Below are 18,321 nucleotides of genomic sequence, written 5' to 3' on the forward strand. Positions count from 1 at the left end.
AAGGAGCCTACGTTGCCCGGCTGGACGGCACCGTCCGGAACGCGCGGGAACCGCCTAGTGCAACTGCCAACGGAAGCATCAGCAGCACACCGCCCTGCGGAGTCGGTCGCGCCGGAGTCGCACCGGGGGACGCCGTGGCTGGCCCGGAGACGTCCTCGAACGTCGACGGCACCGACAGCGCGCTCCACCGCGACGACGGCCAGACCACCATGAAGGCCCGGCCGACCACGTTGTCGATCGGCACCGGCCCCTGGCAACGCGCGTCCTGGGAGACCTCGCGGTGGTCACCCATCACGAAGAGCTGACCGGGTGGCACGACGATCTCGTCGAAGCGCCGGGAGCGACACTCCGCCGGGTTGGGTGGCAGGTCCAGGGGTGAGTCCCGCAGGACGTACGACTCGTTGAGCGGCGTGCCGTTGACTGTCACCCGACCCTGACTGTCGCAGCACTCGACCCGGTCACCGGGGAGACCGATCACCCGCTTGATGAAGTCCTTCTCGCCGGGGCGGCTCACCCCGACCAGGTCGCCGACGGTGCGGGCGAGCCGGCCGCCGACGCCGGGCTTCGGCTGCTCGTCGACCTGCGGCGCCCAGCGGTCGGTGCCCCGGAAGACCACCACCTCGCCGCGCAGCGGGTCACGAACGTCGTAGACGACCTTGTTGACCAGCACCCGGTCACCGACGAGGAGGGTGTCCTCCATCGAGCCGGACGGAATGAAGAACGCCTGGAGCAGGAAGGTACGGATCAGCACCGCGAGGCAGAACGCGACCACCAGCAGCAGCGGCAACTCCTGCCAGAGAGGCATCTGCCGGCGGGTGCGGCGAGCCCGTCGGCGCCACGGATCGACGGTGCCGTCCTCGTCAAGCGTCTGCACCACGCCACTCCCCGGTCCGCAGAAAACACCACCGCCCGGGAGCCTCGTCGAGGCTCCACGGGCGGTAGTGGACAACTACCCGCCACCTGGGCGGGACCGCTGCCTCGCTGCGCCCGTATCGACCAGGGTAGTGCGCTCTGGTCGGTACGGCATACGCGCAGCTCGGGCGGCGTGGCGAGCGGGAAGTCAGCTGGGCTGCTTCTCCCGCTTCTCCTTGATCTTGGCCTTCTTGCCGCGCAGCTCGCGCAGGTAGTAGAGCTTGGCGCGACGCACGTCACCGCGGGTCACGATCTCGATCCGGTCGATGCCCGGGCCGTTGAGCGGGTAGGTCCGCTCGACGCCGACACCGAAGCTGACCTTGCGGACCGAGAAGGTCTCGCGCAGACCGTCACCCTGGCGGCGGATCACGACGCCCTGGAAGATCTGGACACGGGACCGGTTGCCCTCGACGACGCGGGCGTGCACCTTGACGGTGTCACCGGCCCGGAAGTCGGGAAGGTCGGTCCGCTTCGACTGGGCGTCAAGGGCGTCCAGGATGTTCATCGCTGCGTCCTCGTAAGGCTCACGGCGCACCGTCACTCGGTGCGCGGGTGGGTGATTCTGATTCCCGGGTGGTGATCGGCGGACCGACCCCGGTCGGGGATCCTCGCAGCCGACCGCGGGCGCGGACGGATGCGGCAACCCCCCTACTTTGCCACATCCCCCGGTGGAGGTTGAAATCCGGCCTGGTCCAGGGCCGCGATGTCCCGTTTGTCGAGCCGGTCGGCGGGCAACGCGGCCAGCAGGTCCGGCCGGCGGGCGGCAGTGCGCAGCAGACCCTCCTCGCGCCGCCAGCGGGCGATCTTGCCGTGGTCACCGGAGCGGAGCACCTCCGGCACGTCGTGCCCTCGCCAACTCGGCGGCTTCGTGTAGATCGGCGCCTCCAGCAGCCCGTGCGCGTGCGACTCCTCGTCCAACGAGCCCGCGTTGCCCAGCACCCCCGGCAGCAGCCGGGTGACCGCCTCCAGCATCACCAGGACCGCGACCTCGCCGCCGAAGAGCACGTAGTCACCGAGCGACACCTCGGTGACCGGCATCCGGGTGGCGGCGTGCGCCAGGACCCGCTGGTCGATCCCCTCGTAACGGCCGCAGGCGAAGAGCAGATGCGACTCGGCCGCGAGCTCGTACGCCATGGCCTGGGTGAAGGGGGCACCGGCCGGCGACGGCACCAGCAGCCGTGGCGGCGGGGCGTCGAGCGGCGCGAGGGCGTCCAGTGCCTCCCCCCACGGCTCGGGGCGCATCACCATTCCCGGCCCGCCACCGTAGGGGGTGTCGTCGACGGTGCGGTGCACGTCGTGGGTCCAGGTCCGCAGGTCGTGCACGGCGAGTTGGAGTACGCCGTTGGCCCGCGCCCGTCCGATCAGCGACAGGTCCAGCGGGGCGAAGTACTCCGGAAAGATCGACACGACGTCGACGCGCATGCGGGCTGGTCCTAAAGGTCGAGCAGTCCGGCTGGCGGGTCGACGATCACACGTCCGCCGGCCAGGTCGACCTCCGGAACGATCGCCCGGACGAACGGGATCAACGCGGTACGCCCCTCGGGGCGTCGCAGCACCAGCAGGACCGACGTGGGCGCGTGGTCGATGCGGGCGACCTCGCCCAGGCGTTCGCCGGCCGGGGTCACCACGGCCAACCCGACCAGCTGGTGGTCGTGGAACTCCTCCGGGTCGTCCGGTGGGGTCACGTCGGCGCTGTCCACCACGAGCAGCGTTCCGCGCAGCGCCTCGGCGGTGTTGCGGTCCGGGATGCCCTCGAACGCGATCAGCACCCGACCCTGGTGGAAGCGGGATTCCTCGATGGTCAGCTCGGCGGGAACCCGGAACGGCACCCCGGGCTCATCGCTGGCTGTCGGGGGCGTCGCCCCCGGCTCGGTGCGCAGCACACCGCTGCTGCGCGGGGACGCAGTCGGGGGCGTCGCCCCCGGCTCGGTGCGCAGCACCGTGCCGGGGGCGAACCGTGCCTCGGGCTCGTCGGTCCGCACTTCCACGGTGACCTCACCGCGGACACCGTGCGGCTTGCCGATCCTGCCGACGACGAGCTGCATCAGTACGAGTCGACGATGTCGACGCGAACCCCGCGGCCGCCGATGGAGCCGATCACCTGGCGCAGCGCCTTGGCGGTCCGGCCGGACCGCCCGATCACAGTGCCGAGGTCCTCGGGGTGCACGCGGACTTCGAGCCGCTTGCCCCGACGGGAATCGACAAGCCTCACCCGGACGTCGTCCGGGTGGTCGACGATGCCCTTGACCAGGTGCTCCAACGCCGGACGCAGTGGCATGTCAGGCCTGCTCACCGGCGTCGGCAGCGGCCGGGGCCTCGGCCGGAGCCTCGGTCTTCGGCGCCTCGGCGGCCGGAGCCTCAGCCGGAGCCTCAGCCGGAGCCTCGGTCTTCGGAGCCTCGGTCTTCGGAGCCTCGGCAGCCTTGGCGGCCTTCTTGGCCGGCTTGGCCGGGGTCTCCGGGGCGAGCCCGGCGGCGGCCTTCGCCTCAGCCTCGTACGCCGCCTTGCGGTCGGCCCGCTCGGGGGCGACCAGGAGCGGCGGCGGGGCCGGCAGGCCCTTGTACTTCTGCCAGTCACCGGTCAGCTCCAGCAGCCGCTGCACCGCCTCGCTCGGCTGAGCGCCGACGGACAGCCAGTACTGGACCCGCTCCGACTTGACCTCGATGATCGAGGGGTCTTCCTTGGGCTGGTAAACCCCGACGAACTCGATCGCCCGACCGTCGCGCTTGGTGCGCGAGTCGGCGATGACGATGCGGTACTGCGGGTTGCGGATCTTGCCCATCCGCAGGAGCCGGATCTTTACGGCCACAGTTGTTTCGCTCCTGTTGCGATCTCACCGGCCCAGGCGGGCGGTGTGCATGGGTGAGCGCCGACCGGACCCGTGGGGTTGGGCCGGAGACTACTCGGTGGACTGGCGACGTGCCCGGGTTAGAGGGCGCCGGACGCGCGCCGGATACCAGCGACCTATTCTGCCAGATCCGCTGCCGATCTCCCGCACCGGACCCGTACACCGCGTTGTCGGTGACCGGGGATACCGCTCAGCGCACCGGTGGACGATCCCATCCAGGCGGCAATTTGTTCGGTATGCCCCACTCTGGTGGGGGTGTGAAGTCACACCAGGTGCCATCGAAGGGGAACTCGCCGGCCTCGGCGAGCGCGATCACCCGCTCCCCCTCGGCGCGGACCGCCTTCTCGTCGGTCACCCAGTAGTCGGCGCCGAAGGCGAGCCGCTCGACGAACTCGCCCTCGTCCTTCCACTCCCAGCTGCGCTCCGGCCACACCACCACGTCCAGGTCCTGGTCCACCACGTCGACGCCGGCCGCCAGGCCGTCGTCCCAGCGGACACCGGCCTCCTCGAGGTTGACGTACCAGTGGGCGAACCGGCCCCGGGCGTCCCGGAACCACCAGACGGAGTGCGCCGCCCCCGTGGGCAGGAACTTCAACAGCGGCGGGCCGTCCCAGCGACCCTCCGCCAACCGGTACGTCGACGAGATCCACTCGGCGAACGGCATCGCCCGCATCCCCAGCCCGGCCTCGGTCACCTCGTGGGCCACCGGCGAGTCCCGGGCGATCCAGACCAACAACCCTCGATCGTCGTCGCTGACCACGCGGGCCGGCCGGACCCACCCGATCCGGCCGTGCCGCACGTTCCGATGCATGATCAGCCGACCCGGCTCGAACCGGTCGACGGGGTTGCCCGGCCGCACCTCAGTAGGCGCGGGCGAGGATGGCGACCAGATCCGGCTCGTCCTCCGAGTCCGGTACCGAGCCGTCGGCGCGCAGCAGGCAGCGCACCGTGACGCCCTGACCGTTCGCCTCCGCCTCGCCGGCCACGCCGACCGCCGACCACGGCACCCGCGCCCAGCCGGTCGCGGCGGCCTCGATCGCCTCGGCCAGGGTGGCCACCTCCACGGTGCGCGACTCGCGGTTGGCCAGCGCCTGGTCGTGCAGCACCTGCTGGTCGGTCTCGAGGGCGGCCACCACCGCGGTGACCACGTCCGCCACCGGCGTCGGGGTCTTGGAGCCGTCGGTCCGACGCACCACCGTCGCGTTGCCCACGGCCAGGTCACGGGGGCCGACCTCGACGCGTACCGGATAGCCACGCAGCTCGGCGTCGACGGCCCGGCGGCCGAACGGGGTGTCGGTCCGGTCGTCGAGCGCGACCCGGACACCGGCGTCGCGCAGGCCGTCGCGCAGCTTGGCCGCCGCCTCGCCGACGCCGTCGCCGTCCTTCACGATCATGACGTACGCCTGGATCGGCGCGAGCCTCGGCGGCACGCGCAGGCCGTTGTCGTCGCCGTGCGCCATGATCAGGCCGCCGAGCATCCGGGTGGACGTGCCCCAGGAGGTGGTCCAGGCGTGCTCCCGGCCGCCCTCCTTGGAGGAGTAGCTGATGTCGAACGCCTTGGCGAAGTTCTGGCCCAGCTCGTGGCTGGTGCCCAGCTGCAACGCCTTGCCGTCGCCCATCATGCCTTCGCAGGTGTACGTGGCCGTCGCGCCGGCGAAGCGCTCGCGCGTCGTCTTCAGGCCGACCACGACCGGAATGCCGATCACGTTGACCATCAGGTCCTCGTACGCCTCGTGCAGGATCCGCCGCGCGTACGCCCGGGCGTCCTCACGGGTGGCGTGCGCGGTGTGCCCCTCCTGCCAGAGGAACTCGCTGGTACGCAGGAAGATCCGCGGACGGAGCTCCCACCGGACCACGTTCGCCCACTGGTTGAGCAGCAGCGGCAGGTCCCGGTACGAGTCGATCCACTTGGCCATGAACTCGCCGATGACCGTCTCGCTCGTCGGGCGCACCACCACCGGCTCGGCCAGGGGCTTGCCACCACCGTGAGTGACGACCGCCAACTCCGGCGAGAAGCCCTCGACGTGCTGCGCCTCGCGCTTGAGGTAGCTCTCGGGGATGAACAGCGGGAAGTACGCGTTCTCCGCACCCGCCGCCTTGATCCGAACGTCCATCTCAGCCTGCATACGCTCCCAGATCGCGTAGGCGGCCGGTCGGATGACCATGGTGCCGCGAACCGGGCCGTTGTCGGCCAGCTTCGCCTTGGCGATCAGGTCCTGGTACCAGCGGGGGAAATCCTCCGCACGGGGAGTGAGCACGCGTGCCATGACCGCACATCCTATGCGCCGCCCGTCAGGGCGGTGCGCTCGGGCGCGGCATCGTTGGCGTCCGCCGTCAAGACCTTCCTCGATCGGCACGCCGGAGCGGCTCCCACCCCCGACCCCGAACCCCCGATCTGGCGCACCCGGCCGCGAACCGGGTGCGCTGGGTGACCCGACACCGCCAGCCGACCAGCCCGATCGTCGACCGGTCCGGCCGACACGCCGGCCTACACTTCGACCACCATGATTGAGCAGAGGGGCCCCACCCCGGTACGGGCCGGCATCGTCGACGCCGCCCGGGCGTTGACAGTCGCGACCGGATGGGACGGCGTCCGGATGGGTGCCGTCGCGAACGCCGCCGGCGTGAGCCGACAGACCGTCTACAACGAGTTCGGCAGCAAGGCAGGGCTGGCCGAGGCGCTCGCCCGCGCCGAGGTGGACCGGTTCGTCGGCGCCGTCCGGGCCGCTCTGCTCGCCCACGGCACCGACGTACGGGCCGGCGCGTACGCGGCCATCGCGCACACCCTCGCCACGGCTGCGGAGAATCCGCTGATCAAGGCGATCCTGACCAGTGCCCGGGGCGGCTCGGACGAGCTGCTGCCGTACCTCACCACCCGCGCCGAGGTGGTGCTCACCGAGGCGTCCGGCGCTCTGATCGACTGGGCCGGCGACCACCTGCCGGGAGCGAATCACGCCGCGCTGACCTTCGCCGCCGACACCATCGTCCGCCTGGTGGTCAGCCACATCGTGCTCCCCCGTGAACCGATCCAGCAGACCGCCACGGCCCTCGCCGACCTCGCCGTACGCCTCTTCAGCGCCGCCGCCCGCCCAGCCCCCTGACCCCCGCGCACCCGCCCACCCGCCGACGACGCGCACGGCCCGGAACAGCCCGGCGCGGCGGTGCGGCGCGGCGTGGCCGGGGCGACGCTCTCGGGGTTAGCGGACGACGCGGCCGCGGAGGATCGTGCGGGACGGGGCACGGACGACGCGCAGGTCAGTACGGGGGTCTTCGGGGTAGACGGTCAGGTCGGCGAGGCCGCCTTCGACCAGGCCGGAAAAGCCGAGCCACGCGCGGGCGCCCCAGGAGGCGGCGGCGAGGACGTCGATGGGCGCCATTCCGGCCCGTTCGTGCAGCAGCAGCATCTCCTCGGCGGCCAGCCCGTGATCGATGCCGCCACCGGCGTCGGTGCCCACGTAGATGGGCACCCCAGCCTCGTACGCGGCACGCACCACCTCGGGGAAGCCGTCGCGCAGCGCGAGCATGTGGTCGGCGTACCCGGGGAACTTGCCCCGTGCCTGCTCGGCGATGCCCCCGAAGGTGGCGATGTTGATCATTGTGGGGACCAGGGCGGTGCCCTGGCGGGCCATCTCGTCGATCAGGTCGAGGCTGAGCCCGGTGCCGTGCTCCACCGAGTCCACCCCGGCGCGCACCATGATCTCGACGGCCGACTCGGAAAAGGTGTGCACCGCGGCGCGTACCCCGGCGTCGTGCGCCGCCCGCACGGCGGCGGTCAGGGTGTCCGCGTCCCAGGCCGGCGCCAGGTCACCGACGCCCCGGTCGATCCAGTCGCCGACCAGCTTGACCCAGCCGTTGCCGGCCCGCGCCTGCGCGGCCACAGTGGCGGCCACCTCGGTCGCGTCGACCTCCACGCCGATGTCGCGCAGGTAGCGCTTCGGCGGCGCGACATGCTGGCCCGCGCGGGCCAGTCGCGGCAGGCCCGGCTCGTCGTCGAGTTCGGGGTACGGGTACGGCGAGCCGGCGTCCCGGATCGCCAGCACCCCGGCGTCCCGGTCGACGTGGGCCAACGCGCGGGCCTGGTCGAGCGAGGTGATCGGGGCGCCACCTCGGGCGATGCCGATGTGGCAGTGCGCGTCGACAAGCCCCGGCAGCACGAAACCGCCGTCGACGACGGTCTCCGCACCGGGCACCGGGGTGAAGGTCACCCGGTCGCCGACCAGCCAGAGATCCCGCACCTCGTCGTCGGGGAGCAGCACGCCGCGCACATGTTGAGCCATGCGCACAGTCCTACCCGATCACTCCCCGTCGGGGGCGAGCAGGTGGTCCTCGACGAGCACAGAGGTCAGCGAGGGCGGTTGTCGCCACCCTTGCCGAGCTTGTTGAAGTCGATCTTCGGGAGCTTGAAGCCGGGCGGCAGACCCTGGCCGCCAGCAAGGTCGTTCGGGTCCATTCCCGGCGGGAGCTGCGGCATGCCACCCGGGAAACCGCCCGGGAGCCCGGCACCGGCGCCGGTACGCGGACGACCGCCGCCCTTGGTGCCCTTGCGCTTGTTCTTCGGCGACTTGGTCGCCTTACGGCGGCCACCGCCGGGCAGGCCCATCATGCCGCCCATCTGCTTCATCATCTTCTGCGCGTCGGCGAAGCGGTTCAGCAGCTGGTTGACGTCCATCACGGTGACCCCGGAGCCGTTGGCGATGCGCGCCCGGCGGGAACCGTTGATGATCTTCGGGTTGGTCCGCTCGCCCGGGGTCATCGACCGGATGATCGCGGTGACCCGGTCGAAGTGACTGTCGTCCAGGTCGGCGAGCTGGTCCTTCATCTGCCCCATGCCGGGCATCATGGCCAGCACGTTGGCGATCGGGCCCATCCGCCGCACCGCGATGAGCTGGTCGAGGAAGTCGTCCAGGGTGAACTGTTCACCGCCCATCAGCTTGGCGGTCATCTTCTCCTTCTGATCGGAGTCGAAGGCCTGCTCGGCCTGCTCGATCAGAGTGAGGACGTCGCCCATGCCGAGGATCCGGCTGGCCATCCGGTCGGGGTGGAAGACGTCGAAGTCCTCCAGCTTCTCACCGGTGGAGGCGAACAGGATCGGCTGCCCGGTGACCTCGCGGACCGACAGCGCGGCACCACCACGGGCGTCGCCGTCGAGCTTGGAGAGCACCACACCGGTGATGCCGACGCCGTCGCGGAACGCCTCGGCGGTGCGGACGGCGTCCTGACCGACCATCGCGTCGATGACGAAGATGACCTCGTCCGGCGAGACGGCGTCGCGGATGTCGGCGGCCTGCTGCATCATCTCGGCGTCGATGCCGAGCCGGCCGGCGGTGTCGACGATGACGATGTCGCGTGCGGCGCGCTTCGCGTGCTCGATCGACGCGCGGGCCACCTGCACCGGGTCACCGGTGCCGTTGCCGGGCTCCGGGGCGTACACCTCGACGCCGGCCCGGCCACCGAGCACCTGGAGCTGCCCGACGGCGTTGGGGCGCTGGAGGTCGGCGGCGACGAGCAGCGGCTGGTGCCCCTGCCCCTTGAGCCAGCGGGCCAGCTTGCCGGCGAGGGTCGTCTTACCGGAACCCTGCAGGCCGGCCAACATGATCACCGTCGGCGGCTGCTTGGCGAACTGGAGCCGTCGCCCCTCGCCGCCGAGCACCTTGATCAGCTCTTCGTTGACGATCTTGATGATCTGCTGGGCCGGGTTCAGCGCCTGGGAGACCTCGGAGCTGCGGGCCCGCTCCTTGACGGCCGCGATGAACCCCTTGACCACCGGCAGCGCGACGTCCGCCTCCAGCAGCGCGAGGCGGATCTCGCGCGCGGTGGCGTCGATGTCGGCGTCGGTGAGCCGCCCCTTGCCGCGGAGCTTGGTGAAGATCCCGGACAGGCGGTCACTCAAGGTGTCAAACACGCGAACATCCCGTTTGTCAGTGTTCCGGCGGGCACAACGCGGCCGGCACTGCGGAGTCCGGCCACCGCTAGGGTAACCGCCCGACCGTAGGGCCGCTGTCGCCCGGCCTGGGCCTCACCCCGACACCAACCCCGACTGGTACGCGAACACGACGAGCTGGGCCCGGTCCCGGGCTCCCAGCTTGCCCATCGCCCGGCTGACGTGGGTCCGCGCGGTCGCCGGGCTGACCACCAACTGTGCGGCGATCTCCTCGTTGTTCAGGCCCTCACCGACCAGACCGACGACCTGACGCTCCCGATCGGTCAGCGCCTCCAGCCGAGGATGCGGACGAAGCACCCGGGACGGCCGAATGGCGAACTCCCGCACCACCCGACGGGTCACCGACGGCGACAGCAGCGCCTCCCCCTCGGCGACGAGCCGGATCGCGCGCAGCAGCTCAGCCGGCCTGGTGTCCTTGGTGAGGAAACCGCTCGCACCGTGCCGCAGCGCGTCGAAGACGTACTCGTCCAGCTCGAAGGTGGTGAGCACCACCACCCGCGTGCCGGTCAGATCGGGGTCGGCGACGATACGGCGGGTCGCCTCGATGCCGTCGATGCCGGGCATCCGGATGTCCATCAGCACCACGTCCGGCCGTTCCCGGCGGGCCAACTCGACCGCCCGCAGCCCGTCGGACGCCTCGCCGGCCAGCGCCAGGTCGTCCTCGCTCTCCACCAGCGCGCGCAGCCCGAGCCGGACCAGGTCCTGGTCGTCGGCGATCAGCACCCGGATCACGTCGTCGGCTCCACGGGCAGCCCGGCGTACACCCGGAACCCGCCCCCGGCGCGCGGCCCGGTGGTCAACCGCCCGCCCAGCGCCGCGACCCGCTCGCGCATCCCGGCCAGACCGTGGCCACCCTGATCGTCGGCCGGAGCCGTCCCGGCGCGGCCGGCACCCGCCCCCCGGTCGGTGACCTCGACGGTCACCTCGTCGACGCGGTAGTCCACTGTCACCTCCGCGCTCGCCACCCCCGCGTGACGCAGCACGTTTGTCAACGCCTCCTGCACCACCCGGTACGCGGCCAGGTCGACAGCGGCCGGCACCTCCCGGGGGTCGCCGACCACGCGCACCTCGACGGCGAGCCCCGCCCCGGCAAGCCGGTCGCGCAGCGCGGGGAGCCGGGCCAGGCCGGGTACCGGTTCGCGCTCGGCACCCCGCCGCACCGCGCCCAGGGTGACCCGCAGCTCGTCCAGCGCCTCGCGGCTGGTCCGGCTGATCGCGGTCAGCGCCACCTCCGCCTGTTCCGGCCGCTTCGGCAGCAGGTGCAGGGCGATCTCCGCCTGCATGCTGATCGCGGCCAACCCGTGCCCCACCACGTCGTGCACCTCCTGCGCGATGCGCAGCCGCTCCTCGTCGGCCTGCCGTCGCGCCTGCTCAACTCGGCCGCGGGCCTCTTCGGCACGGGTACGCGCGGTCGCCTCACGGCTCACCCGCACCACCACCCCCACCGCGAACGGTACGACCACCCAGGCCGACGCGGGCAGCACTCCCGTCCAACCCGGTGCCGGCCCCCGCCCGAAGAAGACGTGCGCCAACAACAGAGCGAACGCGCCACCGGTGGCGAGCGCCGCCGGTCGCACCGGCAGCCACACGGCCACGGTGTAGACCGCGACCAGGAACGTGACCAGAATCGGCCCGTACGGGTAGCCGATCAGCAGGTACGTCGAGGTGGCCACGGTGACCACGGCGAGGGCGGCGACCGGAGCACGCCGCCGGACCAGCAGGGCGAGCGCGGCGACGGCGATCAGCACCCGACTGGCGGCGTCCACCGGCCTCGACCCCGGCTGGTTGTCCCCGGCCAGACCGGTAGCGAGCAACCCGAACCCGAGCAGCACCAGGGCGAGCGCGGCATCGCTCACCGTCTGCCGCCCCTGCCCGCCGAGTCGCATGGTCGTCATTCTGCCCGCGCCGAGCCGGACCGTCGTGCGCTCGCGAGCGGCGTCACCACTACGTCCTCGTACGTACCCGCCGCGGCCAGTTCACCGCCCAGCACCACTCCTGCCTGCCACGCTCCGGGACGGTCAGCGTGTGGTCAGCGTCCTGCCCTGTGGCCACCGACGTCAGCGAGCCGATCAGTCAGACGTCAGAGGGGCACCATCGACGAGCAGGTCCGACGTCAGCGCTGCCCGCAACACTGTGGACGTTGATTACGGCCTCGAGCAAAGGAGAGGAGGTGACACCAATGGCCAACAATTCGGGCACCCCGTCCACGACCACCGCGCGGGTGCTGACCCAGGCGCTGCAGAGCTGGCCGAAGGCGTTTCGCGCCTCGATGCTCATCACCGTCATCATGTTTGACTGGTTCCTTCTCTCCCGGATCTTCGGGTAGCCGAGGAGCCAACTGACCAGTGGGCGCCGGCTTGGCCAGTCGGCGCCCACTCTATTGTTCTGGCACCGTTGACGATCGCCTCCCGATCACTCGCGCCGGGACGCCGGCCACCACTGTGAACGGTTCGACATCCCGGGTCACGACGGCCCCCGCACCGACGACCGCGCCAGCGCCAATATTCACCCCCGCCAAGACACAGCAGTGCGCACCCAGCCACACGTCGTCGCCGATCGAGATCGGAGCCAGATCATGGCCCTGATTTCGGATCCGAACGTCAGGCCTCGCGTACCGGTGGTTACCGCTGTTAATCACGCAGTAGGGACCGATCAGCACGGCGCTGCCAATAGTGACCGTAGTGGGCGCGGTGATGAACACACCTCGATTAATGAAGACATTGTGACCCACCAACACGTTCGCCGGATAATAGATTGTGACGTCCGGAAACACGCACAGGTCCCCTTGGCAGGCCCCGAGTGTCTTGGCATAGAACCACGATCGCATCTGCAGGTCCGATCCGACCGACGACGTCCTGGCTAGTTTCGCCTGGATGATCTGCCACGTGTGCGATCCGGCCTGCATCCGGCGCGTCAGGACACGCAGGCAGAGGAACCGGATTCGATTGACGAGCTCATGAAGGACGTAGAACGGCTGACCCCCACGCCCCCACGCCGCCTCGAAGAGCAGAATTTCCTTTCGCATTACGGCCGCACACGCCGCCTTTGAAGCACCCAGCTCACCGCGTCGCCCCTGCCCCACGAGGGCTGACAATGTCTACAACCGTGGGAACTAGGAACTCGACGTCGGCAGCGTAGATCTCGTGCAGGGGAATCTGGCCGATCAGGTGAAGCGCGGTCCGTATCCAGCCATTGTGACAAACCACGGCGGGGACCTCGGACTCGCCCCGCGAACCTGCATCGGCAAGGAATCCCTCGATGCGAGCCGAGAAGGCCTCCAGGCTCTCACCCCCGGGCGGTGTGAAACCGGGATCAAGGTGACCACTCGCGAGGAAAGCCTGCGGGAATCGGCTCCGGACCTCACCCTTTGGCATCCCTTGCCACTCACCTAGGTGGCGCTCCGACAGTCGCACATCGGGGACCGGGATCAGCTGCGGAAATAGCATCTCGGCCGTCGCACTGGCCCGGGACAGAGGCGAGCAGTAACACACCGTAAAATTGAACGAATCCCAGTCTTCGGCACTGGCCGCAGCGAGCTGTAGCCCTTCCGGCGATGCGGGTACGTCCAGACTGCCCATGTAGACCTGTTTATGGTTACTGATCGTGGGGGCGTGCCTCAAGAATACGAGTTGCCGTGACTCAGCCACCTCAGACCACCTTCGCCTTGGCGCCATCAAGTGCTCTACCCAGCCATCTGGAAGCCTCGCCAACCACCGCCGCCGCACGAGTGATAGCGCGAGTCTGCATGGCGAAACCGTGCATTTGATCCTCCAAATGCCAGTGATCCACACTGACGCCCGACGTGGCAAGGCGCGCACCGTAGGCGGCGCCTTCGTCTCGCAAGGGGTCAAATTCAGCAGTCAGCAGCAAGGTTCTCGGCAGGCCGGCCAAGTTTCCGCGGAGCGGGCACAGGTACACGTCGTCGCGGGACCACTCGGCCGGCAGGTAGTTCCGCCAGGACCAGTCCATGAAATCGTGATTGAGCGAGTAGCCGGTGCCACGCTCGATGTACGAGGGAGGTAGCGGGTCGGGATAATCCGTCACCGGATACATCAGCAACTGGCAGGCGATCGCAGGTCCACGACGATCCCGCGACAACATCGCGAGCACCGTCGCAATTGTGCCACCCGAACTGTCCCCCGCGACTGCCAACGCTCCTACATCCACACCTAGCTCATCAGAATTGGAAACGACCCAGAGTAATGCCGCGTAGGCGTCCTCAACCGGCGCCGGGTACTTGTGCTCCGGCGAGCGACGGTGGTCTACGGAGATGACGACGGCTCCGGCGCCCCTGCTGAGGAGGGAACAGAGCCGATCGTGGGTGTCCAAGTCGTTGACCGTCCACCCGCCACCGTGAAAGAACAGCACCACCGGAATGTCATCGCGGTCGTCGGGGCGGTAGACGCGAACCGGCAGACCACCCAGAGGGCCTGGGATCACCAGATCGACTATCTGTTTGATCGGCTCCGGCTCACCATTGATGAAGGCGGACCGCATCCTTTCCCTCGCTTCCTGCGGGGGTAGCGTGTAGACGGGAGGTAGACCGCTCGATGCGGCGGCAGCAACCAGGGCTTGGGCCTGCGGATCCAGTTCGGCCATCACATGTCTCCTGTTCGGTGGTGCGAGAACACTTGCTCCAACTTCGCGATGACCCTGCCCGGACAATCGCGCAGAACATTGCGTAGCGTCAGGTCTTCGTTGAACTGCCGGATGGACAAAAATGGCTGACCCGCAAGAGAGGCCGAGAGGGGGTACCGACGACCGGCTATCTCAAGGTGGGCCCTACCTCGCTGAATTGACAGTGGCGCGGTGGCTTCCACGCCGAGACCATGCGGGGTCAGCATCCGTGCCCCATGCTGCGTAGCGACCTCATTGTCGCCCCCGCTCGATGCCTCAATGAGGTAAATTGGCTCGGATGGACGCGTCAGCAGGAGATAGATGGGCTGGATCGCTGGCAACCACTGACAACCGATCGCCACGCTGTTGGAGTCGGGCATGCCGTAGTGAAGGACGGAAAGTATCTCTTCGCCGAGCCCTGCTCCGCCGACGACGAGCTCCGCACACATGCGCTGTCGCTGCCGCTGGTAGCTTTCGAGCATGTTGACGATTCGCCCGAAGTTCTCGGCTGATTTGCCAGAGATGTATCGCAGGTATCGCCCGCCCTTCGCCTGAAAAGTACGGATGTTGTCCGAGTACCAGTTTCCCGGCGCAGGGTACAGCCCGTTGTACTGTTTCTTGAACTCGGCTGCGGAAGCATGCAGAACAAGGTATCTGCCGCGCGGCAGCGCACCATCCTCTCGCACCTCCGCCAGGATGACGAAATGGTTTCCCGTGTCAAAGTTCCAACTAAAACTTGAATCACGTTCAACAATTGCCTTGGCACGTTCGACGGCGTTGGCGAAGCTTTGCCGGTCAGCGAACTCCGCATTCGTGCGAAACATGCTCACGCCACACAGGTTGACGGTGGTGTCGACCGGCACGAACGGAACCGAGGACTCCCAGCGGTAGAGCGCGCCAGTCAGAAAGCCCCCGTGAATACGTCGCACATTATGGGGCACACCCAGATCGGGCATCGTCACGATTTCCGCATCGCACGAACGGCCCGAGGCCTCACTCGATGCCCAGCCCAGCAACTCCTCGGTCCGCTTCAGTTCGGGCAGCAACTGCAGCTGGGTGCTGTCCAGAGGGCCGAGCGACCTCATGCGTCCACCTCCGCGCGAAGAGTGATGGCGCGTCGCCCAAGTCCGAGGCGCTCATAAAGGTCGGCGGCCAGGGAAAACTCGGCCGTGGCCGTCGCAGTGTCCCCCAGGAGGCGCGCGCACTGTCCACAGAGTCGGTGAAGGTCAGCCTCGTACCGCCGGTCCGAAACTTTCTCCACCGTCCACCTCAGCCGGTCCAGGCTCGCTCTGACGCTATCGAGGTCATTCTTCGTTGCGGCATCATTCAGACGCAGCTCGGCTATCTGCAGATCTATCAGGATCTCTGCCCGCTGATAGGACTTCTCCCGGGCGTGCTCCCTGGCCCATTCGAACAACTCCATCGCCTCGTCGTACCGGTGCGAGCCCTGCCGGGCCAGACAGACCGCCAGCCAACGCACGTTCGCATTGTGATTTTCCGGCCCAAGGACGTCCGACTCCTGCAAGTTCGCCCGCCAGCCGCTTTCCGCCTCTTGCAACCGCCCCTCTGCGAGCAGGTACAGCGAGTACGCGTGCCGATATTCGGCCAACACCCTCACGTCGAACCGTTCGGCCTGAGCGAGCAGTTCCTGCAACCGAGGCATCGCCTGCTCAACGGCAGCGGCATTCTCCTGCTTGGACGCGATGTTGAGTTGGTACACCAGAGCGTCAAACTCTGCCTCCGCGTCATTCGCGTGACGGGCCGCCTCCGCCCGAAGCAGATGCACGTTCGGACTACTCGACCAGAACCCCCGAACGTAGTAGTAATAGCGAACGTTCCTGGCAATGGCGATCACACTGTCGAAGCGACCGTGGTGCATCGCCCAGGCAAGTGCATATTCGATGTTCAGGCGCATTCCGGGGGTATCTAGCAGAGCCAGCCGCTCGATCTCGCCCGGGCAGAATCCAATCCGCTCCGTGAAGCGCTCGCACCAGTCGAGCCAGGCGACGCGGACCTGCTGAAACATACCCTCGGGATCGGACCGGCTGGCCGCCAGCGGCTCAACCCGATACCACGAACCGCTGCGGCCCGGATAGGTGAGGCGTGACAGGAAATAGAGGTCACACAACTCCTCAAGCGCGTCCTCGAAATTGGGCGGCCTAGCACATATCTCATCGATGGTGTCCGCATCGACTCCGTACGGGAAACAGGTTGCGGTGGCGAGTACCAGCCGAGCGGACTCGGACATGGAGGACCAACTGCCGCGAAGCAGATCTTGCAGGACGACGTCAACGCGTCGCCGCTCCCCCACGTGGTCGACGTCGTCAAGACCCGAGATCTGCTCGACCAAACTCTGCACGCTGCGTCCACGGCGCTTCACCTGCCCCAGCGCCCACTCGATCAGGCGGGGATTGCTGTTCGCCGCCGACACGAGCGTGTCTCGCGCTCCAGCATCCTCAGCCATGTCCGTCAAACCGAGTCGGCGCACCGCTTCTGTGTAGAACGTTGCTGCTTCGACGGCAGTGAGGCCGCGCACCTCAATGTCTTCGCAATAGGATCCGAGATTCTTTGGCCGAGCGATCGTCGTTATGATCACTTTGCTCGGCTCCGGGACGGTTCGCAGCCAGCTGGCGAGATCCTGGTCTTCGATCGTTTCATAGTTGTCGATGACGACGAGCGTCCGGATGTTCCGCAGCATCCGAGTCACCTCGAAGACCTTGAGCTGCGGCTCGAGGCCCGCGATTCCACGATGGTCGGTGACGTACGCGATGAGATCCAGCACTCTGCCCAGAGTCGTGGTGCCCGGCCGTTCCCGGTCAGAGACCCAGACCACCGCGACGAACGTCGACTCCTGGGCGAACCGTTGTGCTGCCGCGAATTCACGAGCGAGTGACGACTTTCCGGTGCCGCCGATCCCGATCAACGCGATGATCGGCAGTCGTTGCGCGGTGGCTTCCGCCAACTGCTTCCACAGTCCGTGCCGCATGATGAAGTGCGAGTAGGTCGCGGGAGGCAAGTTGTCAGTGAAGGCGACGCTATCCGGCCGAAGGGAGTTGTACGCCGCGGCGTCGAGCGTGTTCGGTCCGGCCACCTCCTCAGGCTCAGCCACCACCTCCAGCTCAGCGCTGAGAGCTGACCTCGCCTGCCGAGGAATTTCCCCCGTCGTCGGCTTGCCCGCGATGCGACGCCGCTCCACGCGCTGGGGAGACCTCAACCACTCGTTGTTGAGGACGAGGCGATGGAGCTCCTGGAGATGCGCCGAAGGCTCTATGCCCTCATTACGGAGCATTTCGATCGCGCCACGGCATGCCTCGCCGGCGGTTCGTGCACCCTGTTGGTGGTACAGCGCCTCAATCCTCACCTCCAAGGCCTCCTCCCAGAAGGGATCCTCGGCGAGCAACTGCTCGGCATGACCGAGCAGCTCACCAAAGCGGTCGGTGTCCAGAAGCGCCCGCAGGTGCTTCAGCTGGACCCCCCTCCTCGTGTGCTCGAACGCGTCGACGTACGGCCTCAGGTCCTCGGACTCATACAGCTCTTTCGGGAACTTGGCGCGCCACAGTCGAAGGGCTGCGGCGTACTCCTCGGCAGCCTCTTCAACCTGGCCCTCGTTGACCCACATGTCGCCCTGCTTGTCGCGCGCGTTGAACTGCGCAAGATCTGTCGGCGCATCGAGCCGGTACCTCGCCCCCTGCGTAACAATTCCCTGGCCCGGACTCAGCTCCACCTTCTTACGGATCGTTCGGACCGTCGACTCAACGACGTTGACATCAGTAGGGCGCTCCCCCCAGGCCAATGCGAGAAGGAGCCCCTTCTCCAAAGGACGAGGCGCGGCCAACGCAAGGGCCGCCGTCACGGCTGCGGCCTTGCCGGTCAGGTGGACCACCTTGTCCGAGCTGACGTGTACCTCCACGGGACCGAGCACCGAGAAGAGCACCTCGGGTTGGATCCGGCCCTCCCCAGGTCTTGCGACCCCTGGCTGCCCTGCCGCTGATGGCTCGGTGCTTG

General features: G+C 68.5%; 19 protein-coding genes. 2 read left to right on the plus strand and 17 right to left on the minus strand.

The window, feature by feature from the left end; genetic code table 11:
* Positions 1-7 precede the first annotated feature (7 nt).
* From lepB to proS, 8 genes are all read right to left on the minus strand, one after another.
* On the minus strand, positions 8-877 hold the full coding sequence (lepB, locus tag KBX08_RS16370; protein WP_210784368.1) for a signal peptidase I: 870 nt from the start codon (positions 875-877) through the stop codon (positions 8-10).
* 183 nt (positions 878-1,060) lie between these two features.
* Positions 1,061-1,417 (minus strand): 50S ribosomal protein L19, encoded by a 357-nt coding sequence (gene rplS, locus KBX08_RS16375; RefSeq protein WP_007456548.1) that lies wholly within the window; start codon positions 1,415-1,417, stop codon positions 1,061-1,063.
* Between the two features lie 143 nt (positions 1,418-1,560).
* A complete protein-coding gene (trmD, locus tag KBX08_RS16380) occupies positions 1,561-2,334 on the minus strand; it encodes a tRNA (guanosine(37)-N1)-methyltransferase TrmD (protein WP_112588424.1) in 774 nt (257 codons plus the stop codon).
* Positions 2,335-2,345: 11 nt separating this feature from the next.
* Entirely contained in the window at positions 2,346-2,957 is a 612-nt protein-coding gene (gene rimM, locus KBX08_RS16385; RefSeq protein WP_210784369.1) for a ribosome maturation factor RimM, read from the minus strand.
* On the minus strand, positions 2,957-3,217 hold the full coding sequence (locus KBX08_RS16390) for an RNA-binding protein (RefSeq protein ID WP_186718042.1): 261 nt from the start codon (positions 3,215-3,217) through the stop codon (positions 2,957-2,959). The genes rimM and KBX08_RS16390 overlap by 1 nt, the downstream gene beginning before the upstream one ends.
* Positions 3,192-3,719 (minus strand): 30S ribosomal protein S16, encoded by a 528-nt coding sequence (gene rpsP / locus KBX08_RS16395; protein WP_210784370.1) that lies wholly within the window; start codon positions 3,717-3,719, stop codon positions 3,192-3,194. Before rpsP ends, KBX08_RS16390 begins: the two co-directional genes overlap by 26 nt.
* Positions 3,720-3,948: 229 nt before the next feature.
* The gene (locus KBX08_RS16400; RefSeq protein WP_210784371.1) at positions 3,949-4,569 is read right to left on the minus strand and encodes a DUF402 domain-containing protein; all 621 of its coding nucleotides are present in this window, start codon (positions 4,567-4,569) and stop codon (positions 3,949-3,951) included.
* Positions 4,570-4,618: 49 nt separating this feature from the next.
* On the minus strand, positions 4,619-6,025 hold the full coding sequence (gene proS, locus KBX08_RS16405; protein ID WP_210784372.1) for a proline--tRNA ligase: 1,407 nt from the start codon (positions 6,023-6,025) through the stop codon (positions 4,619-4,621).
* A gap of 237 nt (positions 6,026-6,262) precedes the next feature.
* Here proS and KBX08_RS16410 point away from each other — a divergent pair, with 237 nt between their 5' ends.
* Positions 6,263-6,859 (plus strand): TetR family transcriptional regulator, encoded by a 597-nt coding sequence (locus tag KBX08_RS16410; protein WP_210784373.1) that lies wholly within the window; start codon positions 6,263-6,265, stop codon positions 6,857-6,859.
* A 96-nt stretch (positions 6,860-6,955) separates the two neighbouring features.
* Here the strand turns inward: KBX08_RS16410 and KBX08_RS16415 are convergent, their stop codons facing one another.
* From KBX08_RS16415 to KBX08_RS16430, 4 genes are all read right to left on the minus strand, one after another.
* Positions 6,956-8,035: an amidohydrolase family protein gene (locus tag KBX08_RS16415; RefSeq protein ID WP_210784374.1), complete on the minus strand. Its 1,080-nt coding sequence runs from the start codon at positions 8,033-8,035 to the stop codon at positions 6,956-6,958.
* A 65-nt stretch (positions 8,036-8,100) separates the two neighbouring features.
* Positions 8,101-9,660 (minus strand): signal recognition particle protein, encoded by a 1,560-nt coding sequence (gene ffh, locus KBX08_RS16420; protein WP_210784375.1) that lies wholly within the window; start codon positions 9,658-9,660, stop codon positions 8,101-8,103.
* Between the two features lie 114 nt (positions 9,661-9,774).
* The gene (locus KBX08_RS16425; RefSeq protein ID WP_210784376.1) at positions 9,775-10,431 is read right to left on the minus strand and encodes a response regulator transcription factor; all 657 of its coding nucleotides are present in this window, start codon (positions 10,429-10,431) and stop codon (positions 9,775-9,777) included.
* Positions 10,428-11,585, minus strand: coding sequence for a sensor histidine kinase (locus tag KBX08_RS16430; protein WP_238691305.1), 1,158 nt, complete (start codon positions 11,583-11,585; stop codon positions 10,428-10,430). The genes KBX08_RS16425 and KBX08_RS16430 overlap by 4 nt, the downstream gene beginning before the upstream one ends.
* Positions 11,586-11,878: 293 nt before the next feature.
* On the opposite strand from KBX08_RS16430, the gene KBX08_RS16435 reads away from it, so the two are divergent.
* Complete coding sequence (locus tag KBX08_RS16435; RefSeq protein WP_210784378.1) at positions 11,879-12,025, plus strand: hypothetical protein; 147 nt, start codon at positions 11,879-11,881, stop codon at positions 12,023-12,025.
* Between the two features lie 51 nt (positions 12,026-12,076).
* Here the strand turns inward: KBX08_RS16435 and KBX08_RS16440 are convergent, their stop codons facing one another.
* Genes KBX08_RS16440 through KBX08_RS16460 form a run of 5 tightly spaced genes read right to left on the minus strand, consistent with a single transcriptional unit; the run spans position 12,077 to position 18,250 of the window.
* Positions 12,077-12,793, minus strand: coding sequence for a DapH/DapD/GlmU-related protein (locus KBX08_RS16440; RefSeq protein ID WP_247669497.1), 717 nt, complete (start codon positions 12,791-12,793; stop codon positions 12,077-12,079).
* Positions 12,759-13,373, minus strand: a complete 615-nt coding sequence (locus KBX08_RS34895) for a histidine phosphatase family protein (RefSeq protein WP_374101947.1) — start codon at positions 13,371-13,373, stop codon at positions 12,759-12,761. The genes KBX08_RS16440 and KBX08_RS34895 overlap by 35 nt, the downstream gene beginning before the upstream one ends.
* A complete protein-coding gene (locus KBX08_RS16450) occupies positions 13,348-14,298 on the minus strand; it encodes an alpha/beta hydrolase (RefSeq protein ID WP_210784380.1) in 951 nt (316 codons plus the stop codon). The genes KBX08_RS34895 and KBX08_RS16450 overlap by 26 nt, the downstream gene beginning before the upstream one ends.
* The gene (locus KBX08_RS16455) at positions 14,298-15,401 is read right to left on the minus strand and encodes a hypothetical protein (protein WP_210784381.1); all 1,104 of its coding nucleotides are present in this window, start codon (positions 15,399-15,401) and stop codon (positions 14,298-14,300) included. Before KBX08_RS16455 ends, KBX08_RS16450 begins: the two co-directional genes overlap by 1 nt.
* Positions 15,398-18,250, minus strand: coding sequence for a BTAD domain-containing putative transcriptional regulator (locus KBX08_RS16460; RefSeq protein ID WP_210784382.1), 2,853 nt, complete (start codon positions 18,248-18,250; stop codon positions 15,398-15,400). The genes KBX08_RS16455 and KBX08_RS16460 overlap by 4 nt, the downstream gene beginning before the upstream one ends.
* Positions 18,251-18,321: the final 71 nt, after the last annotated feature.

It is taken from the genome of Micromonospora sp. H61, from assembly GCF_018070325.1.
Lineage (GTDB): Bacteria > Actinomycetota > Actinomycetes > Mycobacteriales > Micromonosporaceae > Micromonospora > Micromonospora salmantinae.